The organism is Virgibacillus salinus, from assembly GCF_900102415.1.
GTDB lineage: Bacteria > Bacillota > Bacilli > Bacillales > Amphibacillaceae > Lentibacillus > Lentibacillus subterraneus.
The window spans coordinates 166,627-186,288 of record NZ_FNKD01000005.1 but is presented as its reverse complement, the minus strand read 5'-3'; the positions used below and the strand labels follow the sequence as shown (position 1 = coordinate 186,288).

The 19,662-nt window shown below is 38.0% G+C and carries 11 protein-coding genes and 2 riboswitches; of the genes, 7 read left to right on the top strand and 4 right to left on the bottom strand.

From position 1 onward, the window contains the following. Positions 1 to 6: 6 nt before the first annotated feature. Positions 7 to 1,014 (bottom strand): DUF3231 family protein, encoded by a 1,008-nt coding sequence (locus BLS02_RS17990; RefSeq protein WP_092494411.1) that lies wholly within the window; start codon positions 1,012 to 1,014, stop codon positions 7 to 9. Positions 1,015 to 1,608: 594 nt separating this feature from the next. Between BLS02_RS17990 and BLS02_RS17985 the strand changes: the two genes are divergently transcribed. The 6 genes from BLS02_RS17985 to BLS02_RS17960 all read left to right on the top strand — a co-directional run bounded on the left by BLS02_RS17985 (position 1,609) and on the right by BLS02_RS17960 (position 11,807). Further along, positions 1,609 to 3,123, top strand: coding sequence for an amidase (locus BLS02_RS17985; protein WP_092494410.1), 1,515 nt, complete (start codon positions 1,609 to 1,611; stop codon positions 3,121 to 3,123). Positions 3,124 to 3,891: 768 nt separating this feature from the next. Next, entirely contained in the window at positions 3,892 to 4,854 is a 963-nt protein-coding gene (locus tag BLS02_RS17980; protein WP_092494409.1) for an AAA family ATPase, read from the top strand. Continuing rightward, on the top strand, positions 4,854 to 6,122 hold the full coding sequence (locus BLS02_RS17975; RefSeq protein ID WP_092494408.1) for a DUF58 domain-containing protein: 1,269 nt from the start codon (positions 4,854 to 4,856) through the stop codon (positions 6,120 to 6,122). Before BLS02_RS17980 ends, BLS02_RS17975 begins: the two co-directional genes overlap by 1 nt. Beyond that, complete coding sequence (locus BLS02_RS17970) at positions 6,119 to 8,293, top strand: transglutaminase TgpA family protein (protein WP_092494407.1); 2,175 nt, start codon at positions 6,119 to 6,121, stop codon at positions 8,291 to 8,293. Before BLS02_RS17975 ends, BLS02_RS17970 begins: the two co-directional genes overlap by 4 nt. 41 nt (positions 8,294 to 8,334) lie before the next feature. Next, a riboswitch (purine riboswitch) is annotated at positions 8,335 to 8,436 on the top strand. Positions 8,437 to 8,572: 136 nt separating this feature from the next. Further along, positions 8,573 to 10,108, top strand: coding sequence for a glutamine-hydrolyzing GMP synthase (gene guaA / locus BLS02_RS17965; RefSeq protein WP_092494406.1), 1,536 nt, complete (start codon positions 8,573 to 8,575; stop codon positions 10,106 to 10,108). Between the two features lie 83 nt (positions 10,109 to 10,191). Then, a riboswitch (purine riboswitch) is annotated at positions 10,192 to 10,292 on the top strand. Positions 10,293 to 10,472: 180 nt separating this feature from the next. Further along, positions 10,473 to 11,807 carry an NCS2 family permease gene (locus BLS02_RS17960; RefSeq protein WP_092494405.1) on the top strand — a complete coding sequence of 445 codons (1,335 nt, stop codon included), beginning with the start codon at positions 10,473 to 10,475 and terminating at the stop codon, positions 11,805 to 11,807. Positions 11,808 to 12,127: 320 nt separating this feature from the next. Here BLS02_RS17960 and BLS02_RS17955 read toward each other — a convergent pair whose 3' ends face one another. From BLS02_RS17955 to BLS02_RS17945, 3 genes are all read right to left on the bottom strand, one after another. Next, positions 12,128 to 13,282: an MFS transporter gene (locus BLS02_RS17955; RefSeq protein ID WP_092494404.1), complete on the bottom strand. Its 1,155-nt coding sequence runs from the start codon at positions 13,280 to 13,282 to the stop codon at positions 12,128 to 12,130. A 309-nt stretch (positions 13,283 to 13,591) separates the two neighbouring features. Further along, the gene (gene msrA / locus BLS02_RS17950; protein WP_092494403.1) at positions 13,592 to 14,122 is read right to left on the bottom strand and encodes a peptide-methionine (S)-S-oxide reductase MsrA; all 531 of its coding nucleotides are present in this window, start codon (positions 14,120 to 14,122) and stop codon (positions 13,592 to 13,594) included. 147 nt (positions 14,123 to 14,269) lie between these two features. Next, the gene (locus BLS02_RS17945; protein ID WP_092494402.1) at positions 14,270 to 15,826 is read right to left on the bottom strand and encodes a hypothetical protein; all 1,557 of its coding nucleotides are present in this window, start codon (positions 15,824 to 15,826) and stop codon (positions 14,270 to 14,272) included. A gap of 174 nt (positions 15,827 to 16,000) precedes the next feature. Between BLS02_RS17945 and BLS02_RS17940 the strand changes: the two genes are divergently transcribed. Next, complete coding sequence (locus BLS02_RS17940; protein WP_254788813.1) at positions 16,001 to 19,255, top strand: AfsR/SARP family transcriptional regulator; 3,255 nt, start codon at positions 16,001 to 16,003, stop codon at positions 19,253 to 19,255. Positions 19,256 to 19,662 lie beyond the last annotated feature (407 nt).

The following is a 19,662-nucleotide window of genomic DNA, read 5'->3' as shown; positions in this document are numbered from 1 at the left end:
TGTTATTTAGTCTGCCAGTTCTTTTCTGTCTGCTGCTATTGGCGGCTGTTCTAGCCATCCATTGTTAATCATGATGTTTGCCCCATCATCGGAATAGTGTGCTATTTCTGCTATTAAACGGGTATAATGGACACCTAAATCGTGTCTAGGACTAGCTGACATGGCCATACCATATTGACCGATTCCAGATGCGGTAAGTAGAGTTACAAGCGACATCATGAGTTTGTCTGAAAAAGGTGGAACTGTAGAATCAGTTACTTCGGATAATAGTATCAATGTTCCATTAGACAAGTATTCTTCATGCAGGATGGAAGTAAAAATATTAACGTGTTTGCCAGAAATATCCCTGCCTCTTTCAAAGTAACGTCTTGCTTCTTTGGATTTAGCGACTTGACTAAATCCAGCAATAACTGCTTGTCCAAGAGCATTGCGCTTTGCGTGGAAAACAAGGTTAGCAATCTCAATGCCTAGAAGTGGTCTGCGGTCACCAAACCAACCAGTTAAAAATTTTTGTTTCTTCACAAAATCGATTTGCCTAGGCTTCGGAATTTTTGGAGAGCGTAAATAAATCCCTTTTTCCTTTGACATTTCTTTTATCTTAGAATGTAATTCTTGTGTTGTATTTAGACAATTTGAGTAATACTTAATCACATCTGTCCGCTCAGCAAGTCCTAATGCTGTCCCATATGCAGTAAGTAATAAGATTGTTAAATTGAGCATGTACTCAAGATAAAGCTTATCTGCGAAAAGCCGTGGAGCTTGTAAATCTATATCCTTTTCCGTATATCCGTGTGGGATAGGGTAGTTCTCAGTGTTAAAGAAGTTCGTCAATTTACTTTTATTTTCTTCTGATACGGCTAGTACTTGCTCAAGGATAGATTGTATTTGATCATCGTCAACGTGTTGCAGAAAATATTTTAATCCACATATCGTCATTGTCTCATTTTGATAGGAAGTCCATAGGCTGGAGATTTCCGCAGAGGTTAAAGGGATATTTTTCTTAAGATTTTCCATATGTTCACTTCTCCTTTACTAATTCCTCACGATCCATCATACGCGGCGGCTCTTCAAGCCATTCATTATCTGTAATTATATTTGCACCATCCTCGGAAAATAATGCGATTTCAGATCTGAGCCTTGTATATTGTGTAGCTGATTCTCTTCTAATGTTTGGTGTTTACTCGTTCCTTAGAAGCTAATACCAATGGCAGCAACTCCGCACACTAACATGTTTTTCTGTAATCTTGATGCCTTTTATGATTTATTTCTTCACTTACTTCAATTGTACAACCTAACTGAAGCCTGTTAACGTATCCATGCCCGAATCATTACTTAGAAGATTAAAGAAAAGGTTGGCCATTCGAGGGCTGTTAATGGTCTGCGTTCGCCTTCTTTCTCCCTTCAAACTATTTCGTTATTAGTTTGGCTATAAATAAGACTCTTATACACAAACAGTCAGGTATCCAGTATAAGAATCTAGAGTAATGGGAAACATTCAATCTGAGGATTGGATAACAAGGAAAGTAATATATGATTTTTAAATGCTATAAAATGGAAACTGTTGAATGAAATGATACAATATAAATAATAAATATCTGGGGTGAGTTAATGAACCTTCAAACATACTTGACAATGGATGCTACTGAAATGGCAGAACAAATTAAAGCAAGCAAAGTTAACCCATCTGAGTTGATGGATCTAAGTTTCCAGCAGTTGGAGAAAGTTAATCCAACTTTAAATGCTGTTGTACATAATCGAAAAGAACGTGTAAGAAATGAAGTAAACAGTTTTAGTGCAGATCGACCTTTTTCTGGTGTTCCTTTCTTATTAAAGAACCTTTCACAATCACTAAAGGGTGAGCCGATCACGTCTGGATCTAAACTACTAGGGGCTACAATAAGTGAGTATGACTCAAATTTTGTGAAAAGGCTTCGTGATTCTGGAGTATTGTTTATGGGGCATACGAATGCACCTGAATTTGGATTGAAAAACATTACCGAGCCTGAACTATATGGACCGACACGAAATCCATGGAATAAGGACCATTCATCAGGAGGGTCAAGTGGGGGATCTGCGGCTGCAGTTGCTGCTGGTATTGTTCCTGTTGCTGGTTCAAGTGATGGTGGTGGGTCAATTCGAATTCCTGCTTCCTTCACTGGCTTATTTGGACTAAAACCAACTCGCGGACGTACCCCTGTTGGTCCAGGAGTAGGGCGTCAATGGCAAGGTGCGGCAATTGACTTCGTACTGAGCAGAAGTGTACGTGACAGTGCTGCAATGCTTGATAATCTTCAAGTTGTAGAGCCAGCAGCGGCATTTAATACACCGCTATTTAGTGGAAGTTACAAGGACAATATGAAAGAGCCATTTAATAATTCACTTCGAATTGCTTATACGACGAAATCACCTGTAGACACCCCTGTTTCAGAGGATGCCAGCATAGCTGTAGAAAAGACAGTTAAATGGTTGGAAAATGAAGGGCATATTGTTGAGGAAAAAGAAAATGATGTAGATGGTATTCAATTAATGAAAGATTACTATCTCATGAATAGTGGTGAAATCTCTTCTGTCATTCAACAGCTTGAAAAATCGCTCGGCAGACCACTGACTGCTGAGGATGTTGAGGTTGAAACTTGGTTGCTGAATGAGGCTGGGAAATCTGTTTCAGCAGCTGAGTTCTCTGCAAGTCTGGCTTCATGGGATGTCGCAGCAGCAAAAATGGCTACTTTTCATCAAATATATGACTTATATATAACACCAGCTACAGCATTTACAGCACCGAAAATTGGTGAGTTGTCCCATTCAGAAACAAAGAAGAGAAATCTTGTGAAGCAAATTAGAGAGGTAGATAAGTCACAACAGCAAGAACTGATTTATGACATGTTTCTGCCAAGTTTAACTTATACACCATTTACACAGCTTGCGAATCTGACAGGACAACCAGCAATGTCCGTTCCGGTTTATCAGTCGGAAAATGGTCTTCCTTTAGGCGTTCAGGTAATGGCGTCCAAAGGTGAAGAGGACATGCTCCTGCAGTTAGCGTTTCAATTGGAGCAATCCAATATTTGGGTTGGGATGAATGGAAATCCGATGTTACCGTATAAAACAGCCCAAATCGACTAATACTAGATTGTAAGTTTTTTACTGAAGACGTTTCTTAAAAGATTGATGTTTTTTAACCATTGTAATTGATTTGAACTGCGACACAAATGAGAATTTTCTTTTATGCTGCTTTCTCTTGTTCTAATGATGATTGAGTGCTTAGGTTCGTTTCGGCAGAATATTTCGCTTTCACCGTTCAGGGTACCAATGCGACATTTGCTCAAGCTAGCACATTTGCAGTGTCTTATTAGCCATGGGACGCCCTCAGTCTTCTCATTATGCTAAGAACGCTTCTTCCGGGGTCTTCGGACACGTGCTGTTCCCATAGGAGTCCACGTATTCTGCCTCCGCTCGTAGAAATTTCTAATTAGAGACTGAAGTGCTCCACTGGCTAAGAACAATGTGAAAGCGAGTATTTTTCCGTACCTAAATTAAAAAGAACTGCGCGTTTCTCGAAACTGACGATTATATGGTTTGAAATCTTGTTTTTATCCATCACGATATATATTTGTTAATTATTAGGATAAAGTGAAAAAAACAGTGTAGTGAATTTCCTAATCGTTGTCATAGCACTCATCTTATAAAAGATGGAAGTAAATCACGATTAAGTTACGACGCAGTTTATATCTTTTTTGTAAAACGAAGGCGCACCTTTTTTGGATGATGAGCCAAATTTTTCAAATAATCAAAAATGCCTGTGATTATGCTTTTATTCATAGGACATTTTTAGTATAGTTAAACTAACTAATTTAATAGAAAAGTAACGTAGCCGGGAAGGGGTCAGTCAAGATGATGCAAGAAACTGCTATATATCATGAAAGAGTAGAAAAGGTACTTGCGAATATAAATAAAGTTATGATTGGAAAAGAAGAAGCTGCTACCCTAAGTTTGGTAGCATTATTGGCACAGGGGCACGTTTTACTTGAGGATGTACCGGGTGTTGGCAAGACAATGCTTGTGCGAACATTAGCAAAGTCTTTGGATTGTGACTTTAGAAGGATTCAGTTCACACCAGATTTACTACCTTCAGATGTTACCGGAGTTTCTATTTATAATCCAAAAGAAATGGAGTTTGAATTCCGAGGTGGTCCTATTCTTGGGAATATTGTCCTAGCTGATGAAATCAATCGAACTTCTCCAAAGACACAGTCTGCACTACTTGAAGGTATGGAAGAGAAGAACGTTACCGTTGATGGTAATACAATCCCATTAAAACAGCCATTCTTTGTCATGGCAACACAGAATCCTATTGAGTATGAAGGAACATACCCACTTCCGGAAGCTCAGCTGGACAGATTTATTTTAAAATTAAAAATGGGTTATCCATCAATTGAAGAAGAGCTGCGCATGTTAGAGATCACATCTAAAGATCATCCAATTGAATCTATATCATCTGTTATTAATAGAGATGAATTATTATCCATTCAAGAAGAAGTCAAGGATGTTTATATCGACAAGAATGTCCAACAATATATTATAAATCTAGTAACTGGAACACGGAACAATAAAGCCATTTATTTAGGTGTGAGCCCTCGTGGGTCAATTTCCTTAATGAAGGCTGCCAAAGCTTATGCATACATTCATGGTCGTGATTATGTATTGCCAGATGATGTGAAGTACTTAGCCCCTTTTGTATTGGTTCACCGAGTTATTTTAACATCTGAAGCAAAATATGACGGGCTTACGAGTGATAAGGTTATTGAAAAAGTTGTTAAAGATACACATATCCCGATTCGGAAGGAATTTAATTAATGACTGGCACTATTAGATTTATAGGAAAATTAAGTTTTGTCGTTTTCTTATTACTACTTTTATTTTCATTTGCAATGTTCCAGGGCGGGTTTGTAAGCTGGTTCTTATTTTTTGGGTTTCTGCCGATTTTCCTTTATCATTTAGGGTTATTGTTTTACCCAATCAAAAGATGGCATGTCACACGAAGCTTGTCACATCATGTCATTCGGGCTGGAGGACGAATAGCTGTCACGGTTAAAATAAAGAGAACTATCCCTTACCCCTTATATTATTGTATTTGTGAGGAGATTTTCCCAGATACTCTTCAAAAAGTGGATAATCAAAACGAGAAGTACCGTAACATGGATAAACCAAATAAGTTACAAGTAAGTCGCAAAATAAAGAAGATTGTTTTCCCGGGATTCAGTCGTGAAATCGAACTGCCATATTATATCGAGCAAGTACCTCGTGGTGAACATCAGCTCCAGGCTTTACGCATAAGAACTGGAGATGTGCTTGGTTTTGTTAAAAAAGAGCATATTTTTTACTTGTCAGACCAAATTGTAGCATTTCCAAATGAACGTCCGGTACACATTGCAGAAAGTATCACTAGCTATGAACAAGGGTCTATTTCTGCTTATGCGATGAATTTAAAGAATTCAAATGTTGCAACGGGGATCCGTGAGTATACGCCTGGTGATAAATTTTCTTGGATTGATTGGAAACAGACAGCAAAGAAGAATACAATAATCACAAAAGAATTCGAACAAGAAAAAAGTACAGATACAATGGTCATATTGGACAGTTGCTATAATCGTGGAATAAATGATCTGGCTTTTGAAGCAGGAATTGAGCTGACAATGTCGTTAGTGGAATCGATCCGAAAACAGGCTTCACAAGTAGGCTTTCTGTCAATTGGCGAAAACGTGGTTTATTTTCCTATGCACCATGATCCATCCAAAAAAGATTTAATCAGGCAACACTTAACAAGACTGCAGCCTGGTGGGACAAGGTCCTTTTCGATGGTATTGAGAGAGGAAACAACGAAGATTTCATCGGGAGCTAACATGATATTGGTTACAACTCAAATGGATGACATGTTCAGAGAATCAATTCAGAAGGTGAAGCAACGCTCTAAACGTGTAATTATCCTATTCATACAATCATCTGCACTTATTTCACGTAGTGAACACAATATTATCCAGCAGCTTCGTTTTGAAGGTGTTGTTATTAATGTTTTAACTGAAAAACAGTTAGTCCAGAAAATTATTGAGGTGAATGTATCATGAAAATGAAAATCCCATTATTATACACCTCTATTTTATATATCTGCGCATTTGTTTTATTTCTGGAATGGCTTTATCCGGTAAATGTCATTGGTGATGTAAACAACTTAACCGTTTTTATTTTGTTTACAATATTTTGCTTTTTTATCTCTATGCTTCAAATTGAATGGTATATATCAATGCCTTTAAAAGGATTCGGGTTACTTTTTATTATTAATAGTCTATTTTTAACGCACCTTCTTTTTAGTAAACTATGGTTCGATCAACTATTTATGGAAATATCGTTTAATATCAATGTATTGTTTTCACAGCAATGGTACGAATTAACGCCTTTATTCCGCAGTGTATTATTCTTATTGTTAATCTGGCTAATGAGCTATCTGTTGCATTATTGGTTCATTGTCATGAAGCGGATTTTCTTATTTGTCCTACTTACGATTATTTATATAACTGTTCTGGATACATTTACGATATATGAAGCAGATGCAGCAATTGTCCGTACATTCATCGTATCGTTTGTTGCACTAGGTATGACAAACTTCTTTAAAGAAATTGACCGTGAAGCAATTCGCTTTTCGTGGTTAAAAAAATCACCAATATGGGTTGTCCCTTTAATAACTATCGTACTATTTTCCACGTTAATAGGATTTGCTGCACCGAAATTTGACCCGCAGTGGCCTGATCCAGTTCCTTTCTTGAAAAGCACCGCTGAAAACGCTGGGAGTTCAGATGCTGGCTCGGGGGTCAGTAAGGTCGGGTACGGTGGTAATGATTCACGACTTGGTGGTTCCTTTGTACAAGATTATACCCCAGTATTTCAGGCAGCAGCTAAAGATGACCACTACTGGAGAGTAGAAACGAAGGATGTCTATACAGGAAAAGGTTGGGAAAAGTCGCAGGATCCACAGTATGAATTACAGCAAAATAATGCTATCTCACTTGAGACTTTTGCTGACAGTGTAGAAACAGAGAAGTTTACTACCACACTGGATTTTCAAGGTAATAACAATATGGAAAAACTGATCTATCCATACGGCATTAGCGGTGTTGAAACAACACAGAATGTTGGACTAATGCTTGATAGTCAGTTTGGAGAAATTAGAACAGAGCTTGAAGGAAGTAGTCTAAGGCTGAATAACTACACGATTACTTATGAACGACCTTCATTTGCTATTGATGAGTTACGTAAAGTAAGCGATGAGGATCCTGCTAGTCTAAACGAGCGATATACACAATTACCAGATTCATTACCAGAGCGAGTAGGTGAACTGGCGGCAGAAGTTACTGCAGAAGATGATAATCGTTATGATAAAGCCAGATCATTAGAATCGTATTTTAGCAGAAATGGATTCGTGTATCAGATAAGTGATGTTCCTGTCCCTAATGAAAACCAGGATTATGTGGATCAATTTTTATTTGATTCCAAGGCAGGGTATTGTGACAATTATTCCACTTCGATGATAGTAATGCTCAGATCACTTGATATTCCTGCAAGATGGGTAAAAGGCTTTACGAGTGGTGAAATAGTTGAAGAAGGTGAAAATCAGAATTCCTATGATATATATGAGGTAACAAATTCCAATGCTCATTCATGGGTTGAAGTTTATTTTCCAGATAAAGGCTGGGTTCCCTTCGAACCGACACAAGGATTTCCTAATATGGCAGAATTTCATTTTAACTCAGATAGTACATCAGAAAATGATGACGAATATGAGGCACCAGAAACCGAGTCTGAGCAAGAACAGCTGCCAGAAGAGAATGAATCAGAAACATCATCATCTACTAGTAATACAAGCAATTTTGAAGTGAATTGGTGGTATGTTCTAATTGGACTTACTGTAATACTTCTTTTCACATTTATCATTTATCTAACAAGATTTCGCTGGAAGACAGTATATTTAAACATGAAAATTAAAAATAAAGGTGATGCGAAAACATATCAAAACGCATATCACCATTTACTCAATGTATTGGCACATAACGGATTCCCAAAAGATGCTGATCAAACTTTACGAGAGTATTCCAAACGAATTGACTCACTCTATGGTTCAAATACGATGAAACGTTTAACTAGTCATTATGAACGTATCCTGTATAAAAATGAACTGGATACTGAGGAAGCAGTAAATTTACGCCAATTGTGGAAAAATTTAATTAAACGTATAATGGCTTGACCGTCCTTCTTTTGATTAGTAGAATAGGATAATATTAATTTTAACGAAATAAATACGCCGTTCGTATATCCTCGATAATATGGTTCGAAAGTATCTACCGGAGCACCGTAAACGCTCTGACTATGAAGGCGGAATTTCTAAAGGTATGCTCATTTGTCGACCTGGATTTCTGCCTTTGTGTAGTTTTTTATATTCTGCACAGTAGGTAGGTCCAGGTTTTTAATGTGGGTAAACCTGTTGTCTTTATCGATAGCGTGTAAATGGATAGGAGTGATTGACATGGAAAGTAATGAAATGATCTTAGTGCTTGATTTCGGCAGTCAATATAATCAGCTAATCACAAGAAGGATTAGAGAGCACGGTGTGTACAGTGAATTACACTCACACAAATTAACAGCAGAAGCTATTAAAAAAATGAACCCAAAAGGAATCATCCTATCAGGCGGTCCGCATAGTGTTTATGATGAAAACAGCTTCCGATGTGATAAGGAAATCTTTGAATTAGATATCCCCATTTTAGGAATTTGCTATGGCATGCAGATTATGGCTTTACATTTTGGTGGCAATGTTGCTAAAGCCACAAATCGTGAATACGGGAAGGCTCTAATTGAACTAACACATGACCCAATATTATTTAAAGACACACCAAAAAATCAGTCTGTTTGGATGAGTCATGGGGATAAAGTAATGGAAGTACCTGTATCTTTCCAAGTTGATGCAACTAGTCCTTCAACACCTATAGCTGCCATGAGCGATAATAGTCGTAAATTGTATGGTGTACAATTTCATCCGGAGGTTCGTCACTCTGAGTACGGAAATCATTTACTGAAGCAATTCGTTTTTGATGTGTGCGAATGTGATGGTGAATGGACAATCGAAAATTTCATCGATATGGAAGTAGAGAAAATACAAGCAAAAGTAGGTGATCGGAACGTCTTGTGTGCTTTGAGCGGAGGGGTTGATTCATCTGTTGTTGCAGCGCTCATCCACAAAGCAATAGGAGATCAGCTCACATGTATCTTTGTCGATCATGGTTTGTTGCGGAAAAATGAGGCAGACGATGTTATGAAGACATTTGCTGATGATTTTAACATGAACATTATTAAGATTGATGCTGCTGATCGATTTTTATCTAAATTGAAGAAAGTGGATGATCCTGAACTAAAGCGTAAAATTATTGGTAATGAATTTATCTATGTTTTTGATGATGAAGCAGCAAAGCTGAAGGATATTGACTTTCTTGCACAAGGTACACTTTATACAGATATTATTGAAAGTGGTACAGATACAGCACAAACAATTAAGTCACACCATAATGTTGGTGGCCTGCCAGAGAATATGCAGTTCGAATTAATTGAACCATTGAATACCTTATTTAAAGATGAAGTAAGGGAACTTGGTTTACAACTCGGATTACCAGAGGGAATTGTTTGGAGACAGCCGTTTCCAGGACCAGGTCTTGCTATTCGAATATTAGGAGAAGTAACAGACGAGAAATTGGCGATCGTTCGTGAATCAGATGCCGTCCTACGTGAGGAAATAGCGGCAGCTGGATTGGACCGTGATATTTGGCAATACTTTACAGTCCTTCCTAATATCCGAAGTGTCGGTGTGATGGGGGATGCCCGCACATACGATTATACTATTGGTATCCGGGCAGTCACCTCAATCGATGGGATGACATCGGATTGGGCACGAATTCCGTGGGATGTTCTGGAGAAAATATCGACAAGAATTGTGAATGATGTTGAGCACATTAACCGAGTTGTTTACGATATAACCAGCAAACCACCTGCAACGATCGAATGGGAATAAACGGACATTAGATTAACTTGTTGAATAATTGTTCGTTTTTTGTTGACTTTGTCGAATTTTGATAGTAATATAGTCTTAGATTCGGTAATTAAATAAGCATCTTGCGTATAATTTCGGGGATAGGGCCCAGAGTTTCTACCAGACTACCGTAAATGGTCTGACTACGCGGATAATAGTAATTAGGCTGAGAGAGTATATCTTTGCCAAATTGCTTTTTCCTGCATAGTTTTGTAGCACTCTTGTCCATCAAGGGTGTTTTTTATTTGCAGTTAAGTAATCTTTCCTTTCTTACTGCATAAATGCAACAAAGGCTTAGCGATAAGCAAAGTTTCTAATATTTGAGATGAAGTGAGGAGGAATAGTGATGAAAAAGTATTTTCGTTTTAAAGAGTTGGGAACAGACTATAAGACTGAATTTATGGCAGGACTAACGACATTCCTTGCCATGGCATATATATTATTTGTTAACCCATCAACACTTGCATTGGTAGGAATTGAAGAATTACCAGAAGGAGTTACACGAATCGACCAAGGTGCAGTATTTACAGCAACTGCCATTGCAGCAGCTATCGGTACATTAATTATGGGTATTTTTGCGAAGTATCCAATTGCGCTTGCACCCGGTATGGGGTTAAACGCATTTTTCGCGTATACCGTTGTGCTGGGATATGGGATACCATGGGAAACTGCTCTAGCGGGCGTATTAGCTTCCGGACTTATTTTTATCGTTTTGACATTAACGGGACTTCGCGAAAAAGTTATCAATGCTATTCCGGCAAATTTAAAAATGGCAGTTGGAGCGGGTATTGGTGTATATATTGCATTTATAGGTTTTCAAAATGCAGGAATAATTGTCGGTGATGACGCAACACTTGTCGGAATGGGTGACTTAACATCACCAACTGTACTGCTAGCAATTTTTGGAATTATAATATCTGTTATTCTATTAAGTTTAAATATTAAAGGCGGCATTTTTTATGGTATGATTTTAACTGCTATCGCAGGAATTATCTTTAATCTGATTGATCCGCCGTCAGGTCTTGGTGGAATTGTTGGGGAAGTTCCCAGCCTAGCGCCAACATTTGGTCAGGCAATCGCTCACTTTGGTGATATTTTTACTATTGAAATGCTAGTGGTTATTTTAACTTTCTTGTTCGTTGATTTCTTTGATACAGCTGGGACTTTAGTGGCGGTAGCTAATCAGGCAGGATTAATGAAGGATAATAAGCTTCCGCGTGCAGGAAAGGCGCTTTTTGCCGATTCAGCAGCGACAGTTGTTGGTTCGGTTGCTGGGACTTCCACAACAACATCTTATATTGAATCAACTGCAGGCGTGGGAGCCGGTGGTCGTACTGGTTTCACTTCAATCGTAACAGCAGGATTTTTCCTTCTCGCGCTATTTTTCTCACCTCTGTTGAGTGTTGTGACTGCAGAAGTAACTGCACCAGCACTGATCATTGTTGGGGTATTGATGTCGTCAACACTGAAAAATATTGACTGGGATCAGTTTGAAATTGCCGTACCAGCATTTCTAACTATTATTATGATGCCATTAACGTATAGTATTGCAACCGGGATTGCTATTGGGTTTATTTTCTACCCAATCACGATGATATTGAAGGGCCGTATCAAAGAAATAAATCCGGTTATGTATGTATTATTTGTTATATTTATTCTTTATTTTATGTTCCTAAGCTAGAAAACACTGAAAAAAAGCGAAATCATCTCATAGGGTGGTTTCGCTTTTGTTTGTTAGGAAACCACAAAATTTAAGTGCCGTGGATAACTTGAATTCTGAATCAGTCATGTCCAGCTCCAGCGCTTAGCGCCTAGTGGACTTCCCTCCCCGTGTCTACGATAAGTCAACATCGAATCGCTTACGCTCTTCGTGTATCCTTTATCTCAGGGAAAAGGAAGATCGACTAAGACCGCCGCTTTGCGCGGCAACGTCGACCCACCCGCGATGCACGGGCGCAGTCCATACGGCGCTGAACAGGCGCTTGCGCTTTAGTCTTAGCCTCAAGCTTTTTTTCCGTATGGTAACAGGTGAAATGCAGTTAGAGATAAAGTGCCGAATAATGCACAACAACCCAGTACAAAGTATAATGTTCCACCGCCGTATGAATCTATTAATGCCCCACCAGTAAGCGATCCGATGATTCCTGATACGCCGAAGAATACGGAATAAAACACTAGATGTCCAGTTGACTGTAATATGCTGGGTATTAATCTGGTGATATACTCAAATGATGCTAAATAGAATACGCCGAAAGTTAAGCCGTGTAAAAACTGTAATGCAAGGATGTACATCGGATCGTCAACTGCAGCATACAAGAACCAACGCAGACTGTAGATAGTTCCAGCAAAAATAATAAATAATAGCGTATGGTATTTTCTGAACCATCGACCAGCCAGTGCAAAGACTGCTGCCTCGCTTGCAACACCAATGAACCAAGCTATGCCAACTAATCCTTCGCCACCACCAAGTTCAGTAATGTATAATCCAATAAAACTGTCATTTGCGCGGTGTGAAATTGTCAGAAACATAATCATAAATAGAAAAATGATAAATGGCTTGTTTTTGGCTAATCGCTTTACATCAATTAATTGAATAGGATCAGATTCTACTTTCACATCGGTTAAGCGAAACGCGACAATTAAAGCTGTTACACCAAAGAATAAGTATGGCCAGATCATATATTGAACACCAATTTCTGAGAGAACCGCCCCAACAATTAAAGAAGAGGTTGCAAAACCGATTGACCCCCATGTTCGGATTGTTCCGAATGAAATTCGTAAATCATCTGCCCGGCGTTGAGCCAAGCTGTCACCAAGAGCCCCTATCGGTGAGGTAAAAAAGTAAAATACGAATCCCATTAAGATAATTGCAAGTAAACCATTCATTTGGAAAAATAAAACACTGCTAATAAGTAATCCGAAAATACAAATTATCAGCATTCTTTTGACGGTTTTATATTTATCACTCATATAGCCCCAGAAAGGTTGTGAAAAGATTGCTGCTAAAGGACCGACTGCCAGTACCCATCCTATCTCCGTACCATTTAATCCTTTATAGTTAAGGTACAATGGCAAGAAGCTTATGATAATTGTATTTGTAGCATGAAAACTGAATAATAACATTTTCAAGGGTGTTAATGATTGATTATTAGGCATTGAATTCGCTCCCTATAGTTGTAAAGGTTTAATTATACTATACTTGGAGTATACAAATAAACTTTTTTGGCAGATAAGAAAGCATAACTACTCTCAGATTAGATAGATGCAACTAAGGCACTCACTATTAATGATTGGTGAATGCCACTAAAAAAGTAGGTAGGGTATATTCAACCAAATAGGCGAAAATTTAGCTGGATGTGAGGGACTTCATGCCGGCTGGCTGTGGGGAACCACAGTGGATATCGCAAATTTCGACCGGATAAGTGAAATCTCAACAAGAAAATAAATAGAAGCAGATTTAGTCATCTACTTCTCCCATACTTCCTCAATATATTCATCGCGTCCCGACTTAGCACGATCCTGCAAATAATGTTCCTCATTTTTTTTATAGTAATCCTGGTGATGCGACTCAGCTGGATAAAAAGTTGTAGCTGACAGGACTTTGGTTACAATTGGTTTGGAAAATCTACCACTGTTTTCGAGTAACTGCCTGGATTTCTCAGCTAGTTCCTTTTGTTCTTCGTTATGATAAAAAATAGCTGTCCGATATGAATCGCCGCGATCATGAAATTGTCCGCCATCATCGGTCGGGTCTATTTGACGCCAGTATACTTCTAAAATTGTCTCATAGGAAATAACTGAAGGATCATAAGTGATTTCAACAGCCTCATAGTGACCGGTTGTTCCACTTTTTACAGTTTCATAGGTTGGGTTGGCAGTCAGACCGCCTGTATATCCAGACACTACCCCATGAATCCCATCCCATTTATCAAACGGTTTAACCATGCACCAGAAGCATCCACCTGCAAATGTGGCTTTCTTTCGTTGGTATGTCATGCTCGTTTCCCCCAATTGTTCTTTAATGATTGTTTTTTACTATAACACAGATTGGAATATATAAGGAAATAAATGATTTTCATATTAGAAATCTGTCTAAAAGTGCTTTAAAAAGCTGTCTGCTTCAATTGCAGACAGCCTTATCCTTTAGATAAAATATGGTCCGAAAAATGAAAGTAGCATTAAAATGTGCGCCCCAACAAAGCAAGATATCCTAGCCGATGCATTCCAGTCCCTTGTTTTCTTTGTTGATTGTGCTGCAATGTATGCAATCATAGCGGATAGCAAGATAAACACATACGAGCTGCCATTAAACGTCAGGTAATCAGGTGCATTTAAGTAGATCGACTGAACGAAAATATAGTCCTTAAAAATGAAGACTGCCAGCATGTAAATACCTACCCCTGTGTAAAATATCCATGGCGGATCTTCGTCCAGCTTTTTACTTTTTGACATCTGCATGATGACTATGAACACTACGGGCCAAATAAACCAAATACTTGAAATAGATATGGTGATTACCGTCATGGACATCATACCCAGTGTTTTGCCGAGTCCTCTAATCCAGTCATCCATAGTCAGCCCAGGAGCCTTATCAACAATTGCAGGTTTGCTGGAGGAAACGTTTATATCATTGCTTTCCCCTTTCAGATCAAGCCATATAACTGTTGATTCATCCAGCCATTGTGGATTTCCTGATACATCAGGTGTGTTACTTTTACGAAAGACTTCTACATCTCCATTATCTGACATGGATGCTGAATAGATATTGAATGCAGTATTTTCTTTAAATTTTGTCTGAGTGTAGCCGCTAGCATTAAAAATGAAATGGGGGTTGCCGTCACGATACGAGATGTTAATACTACCAACTTCACTAAGGTTCCCGTTGCCAGCAGGGTCATTGAACTTCAATTGCTCTAGTGGAAACTTCTCATTGCTACCTATGGTTACTTGCTTATAGTACGTATAAAATTGTGGTGGTCCCTGGGATTGTTTTTGCTGTGTTTCAAATGCATAAGTCAATTCTTGGTCATTAACGGCAAAATCGATATGGTTGATAATTTGTCCAAACGTAATTGTGAATTTTTCCTGATGGACTTGTTCAATACCTTTAGCTTTAACTGCATAAACATTAATCTCAACATTATTATTAATGGAATTTTTTGTCATTAAGTAAAGTCCCTGTTTTCCCTCGAATGGAGTGATCTCATCTGTACCATCTTTTAAATCCATTAGCTTATTTGAAGTCTTATCAACTTGATTAAGCTTATATAATGTATTGTCTTTTGTGTAAAGAATGGTGTCCTTCAATGGATAGAATCGTTTAGCATCGGAGACGATTATGTTACCTTTCTGGTCATAAATGTGTTTGTAATCATGGTAAATCAGATTATTTTCTTGAATAAACACTTGTGTCCATTTGTCAAACGGAATATCATACGAATTTTCATTAACTACTTCAAAATTATTATTTAATGTCTTAGTCAAAAGCTGGCCTTCTTCATAAGTCTGAATGATAAGCTTATCGTCATTAGTCTTTTGTACTGGAAGTCCGTTATTTACAGTTGTCGTTCCAATTTGTAATGCTCTGCTCCAGCCTTCATCTGGAGGTTCTGACGCGTTTGTAATATTTTGATAAAAAACACTGAAAATGCCAATTGCAATAATGATGGATGGTATAATCCAAAATAGATGTTTTCTCATTATGATCCCCTTGTCTATGTCTGTATCGATATGACTTTCTAACCATATTTTTATTTTGCGATAAGCCAAATTTTCTAAAATTTGTTACATAAGTAAAATATATCACAAACAAGGAAGCTAAAGAAATTATTTTGAATCTTAAATCATATGTTAAAATAAGGGGACATTGAATTTTTGAAAGAAGGTATGGGTACAATGGGGAAAATACCAATCATACAAAGCCAGCTTAGTCCACCACCGATAAAAGACAGGTTTGTCAGGCGCGCAAAAGTAAATCGAAAGCTGATCAATGCAAATAAGTATCCACTCACATTATTGCATGCTGGCGCAGGGTATGGGAAAAGTACTGCATTGGCTTTATTTGTACATGACATTAGTCCTAGTGCATGCTGGTATTCAATTTCACAAAACGATGATGATATCCTCCCTTTCATAAATAAATTAATTCACGCAGTTAAGTTAAAATATCCGTTCTTTGGAAAATCAATTTTAAATGAAATCGAAAAGTTAGATAATTACATTAATGACGAGCAAATATGGTCACTGACTTCATCCTTTATTAATGAGATCATTGAAATGAAAAAGCAGGTTACATTAATTCTGGACGACTTCCATCATGTGAAAAATTCGAATGAAATCGAGCAATGGATAAAACAGCTGCTTGATCATGTTCCAGAAAATATGCATATCATATTGTCCAGCAGAACTAAACCGAAATGGGATATCATACCGAAATTAAAGATAAAGGGCGACTTACTTGACATTCCTCAAAATGATTTAGTTCTTTCATCTGATGAAATGCATCATGTTCTGGAAGACATATATAAAGTTAACCTAGTATCAGAAGATTTACAAAAAATTCATCAGCTGACTGAAGGATGGGCAATAGCATTTAGTATGTTCATCCAGCACATGCAATCAGAGTCATCGATAGATGCCATCCTGCAAAATCGTCAGCAATCGCTGCAGGACTTATTCGATTATTTGGCATCCGAAGTACTATCTAAACAATCACTAATTATGCAGCAGTTTTTATTACAATCGAGCATTATTGATGTTTTAACACCCGATGTTAGTGATCATGTGTTACAGATTAACGGGTCAGAAGACATTCTGGCAGGATTGGTTGAGCAAAACTTATTTATTGTAGAGGGTGAGGGGAGTCACTATCGTTATCACGCCTTATTCAAAGCTTTTTTAGAAAACCGCCTGGAAAAAACGTATCCAAGTGAATTCAAAGATTTACATAAACGAGCGGCACAATACTACGAAAAAATATTTCATATGGAAACAGCTTTATACCATTATCGACAAATACAGGCATTTAGTGCGATAGCTCATATCTTGCAAAAACAAGGATCTAAATTGCTTCGAACAGGGAGATTGCAGCACTTATACGAGTTATTATACGAGCTACCGGAAAAGTTTAAAGAAAAAGATCTGATTCTATATTTCTATCAAGGTGAAATTGAGCGTTACCGGTCATCCTATGCGGAAGCCGAGCAGAACTATAAAAGGATACTGGAGCGATGTAAAGAAGATTATTATATTGCTGGCATTGCACTCGAAGGGATGGCGCGAATATATCTGGATACCATCCAGCCCGACATTGCAGAACGCTATGTGAATCAGGCTATCCAGATGCGTGAGAGATCAAGTGCAAGCAAGGAAGAGATGGCAAGACTATATCAGTTAATGGCTGAAAACCTGATAAATGCTGGTCAGGCAATGAAAGCAGAATCCTGGTTTGATCGTGCAAAAGTATTAAATTTGCCATTGGAAGAGGGAAACCTTCAAGCGCGAATATACTTGCGGACTGGCAAACTTGCAAAAGCCCGAGAGACTCTGATTCAACGAAAACAAAACGCAAAAACAACAAAACATTTACCACAGTCTCATCGCGAAACAGACATTCTGCTATCGATTATCGAAGCATTTATGGGTGAAGCTGAATCGAGTAGAAAACTGGCGAGTAATGGAATACAGTTAGGGTTGAATATCCAGTCTCCGTTTGTAGAGGCATGCGGATGGATGCGAATGGGCCATGCTGTTCAGTTATCGGATCACTATGAGTCTGATTTAGCAATTAATTGTTATGAGACCGCCTTGGATATCATGGAGAAAATTAACGTATCACGAGGTAAAGCGGAGCCTTATATGGGTTTAGCAATCCTTTATGGAAAAAAGCAACAATATGATCAAGCAGTTGAAACTGCAAATAAAGGATTGCGTGAAACGGAAAAAGTTAAGGATCGCTGGCTAAGCGCAATGATTAAGTTATGTATTGGGATAACCGAAATTTATAACAATGATTTAGAAAAAGCGTCACAAGTTATGATGGAGGTTCACAGAGAGTTTAAATCATGTGGTGATCGTTATGGCAATTTAGTTAGTAGGTTTTGGAATACGTTTATTGCCTTTAAACAGGAAAATGATGAAAGGTTCAAACAAGAGATGCAACTCTTTCTGAAGGAATTGCAAACAGAAGAATATGATTTTTTCCTTAAAAAAAGAACTACCTTTGGTCCAACTGATGTTCAAAACATTGCTCCCATGCTGTTAAAGGCTAAAAATCTTGATATAGAGCCCGCATTTGTTTCAAGATTACTATATGAACTTGGGTTTGATGAAACAATAAAAAGTCATCCAGGCTATACGTTAACAATTCAGACATTTGGTCATTTAAAGGTTTGGCTAGGAAATAAGCAAGTTGAAAACACTGATTGGCAGCGTGGAAAGGCTAAGGAGCTATTTGAATTACTTATAACGAATCGGGAAAAGCTCATATCAAAAGAGGAAATCCTCCAAAAGCTTTGGCCTAACCAGGATGAGAATGGTGCAAATAAAACATTTAAAGTTACCCTGAATGCATTATTAAAAGCATTGGAACCAATGCGAAAGGCTCGTGAGGAATCCTTTTTTATAAAACGAAAAGGCAGTGCATACGGGCTGAACCAAGATTCTGGATACAAATTAGATAGTATTATATTTGAAGAAGGAGTACTAAGCGGAATTGAAGAAAGCGACCCAAAGCATGCCAAAGAAAAGTTGGATAAGGCCCTAGCATTGTATGAAGGCGATTATCTGGCAGATCTCAGATTTACGGACTGGTGTGTTACAGAACGTGAACGGCTGCAATTAATTTATCTCCGTGGTTTGGAAAAAATGGCACAGGTGTCAGTTAGACTCCGTGAATTCAATGCATGTATTGACTGGTGTGAAAAGATTTTAGCGATTGATAATGCATGGGAAGAGGCATATCGCCTGTTAATGTATAGCTACTATCAAAATAATAACCGTCCCCAAGCAATTAAATGGTATGAGAAATGTGCTTCTAATTTAGAGGAAGAACTTGGAATCGAACCGATGGAACCAACTAGAGAAATGTACAATATGATTATCGAATCGGAAGAGCTAAAATCATACTGATAACCCCCCCCTTGATAACAGCAGAATCAAGGGGGTTTTTTAGCAGTTAAGAAACCAACATGGCTGCCGAATGCGCAGTCACCATCTGGCATGAAAATGAATTTGTGGTCGAATTAGAGAGGTGTTTTCATATAGCGAATTTGAGATTTTGCGGACACCAGAGACCTTATTTGGCAGAAATCCACGAAAATGGTGGTATTTGCGGACACCAGGGACCTTATTTAGCACAAATGCCCTCTATTTACCATGATATATGTAAAATAAGGGCTTCTGTGTCCGGATAAGATCGAATAGGTCTTTTTTTTACAGAAATAGCGTCCCCTGTGTCCGCTAATAAATAAATTCTTAGATTTCGTTAACTTTTTATCGAAGTTAAAGAAACCACCGTGCAACCACCATCTATTATG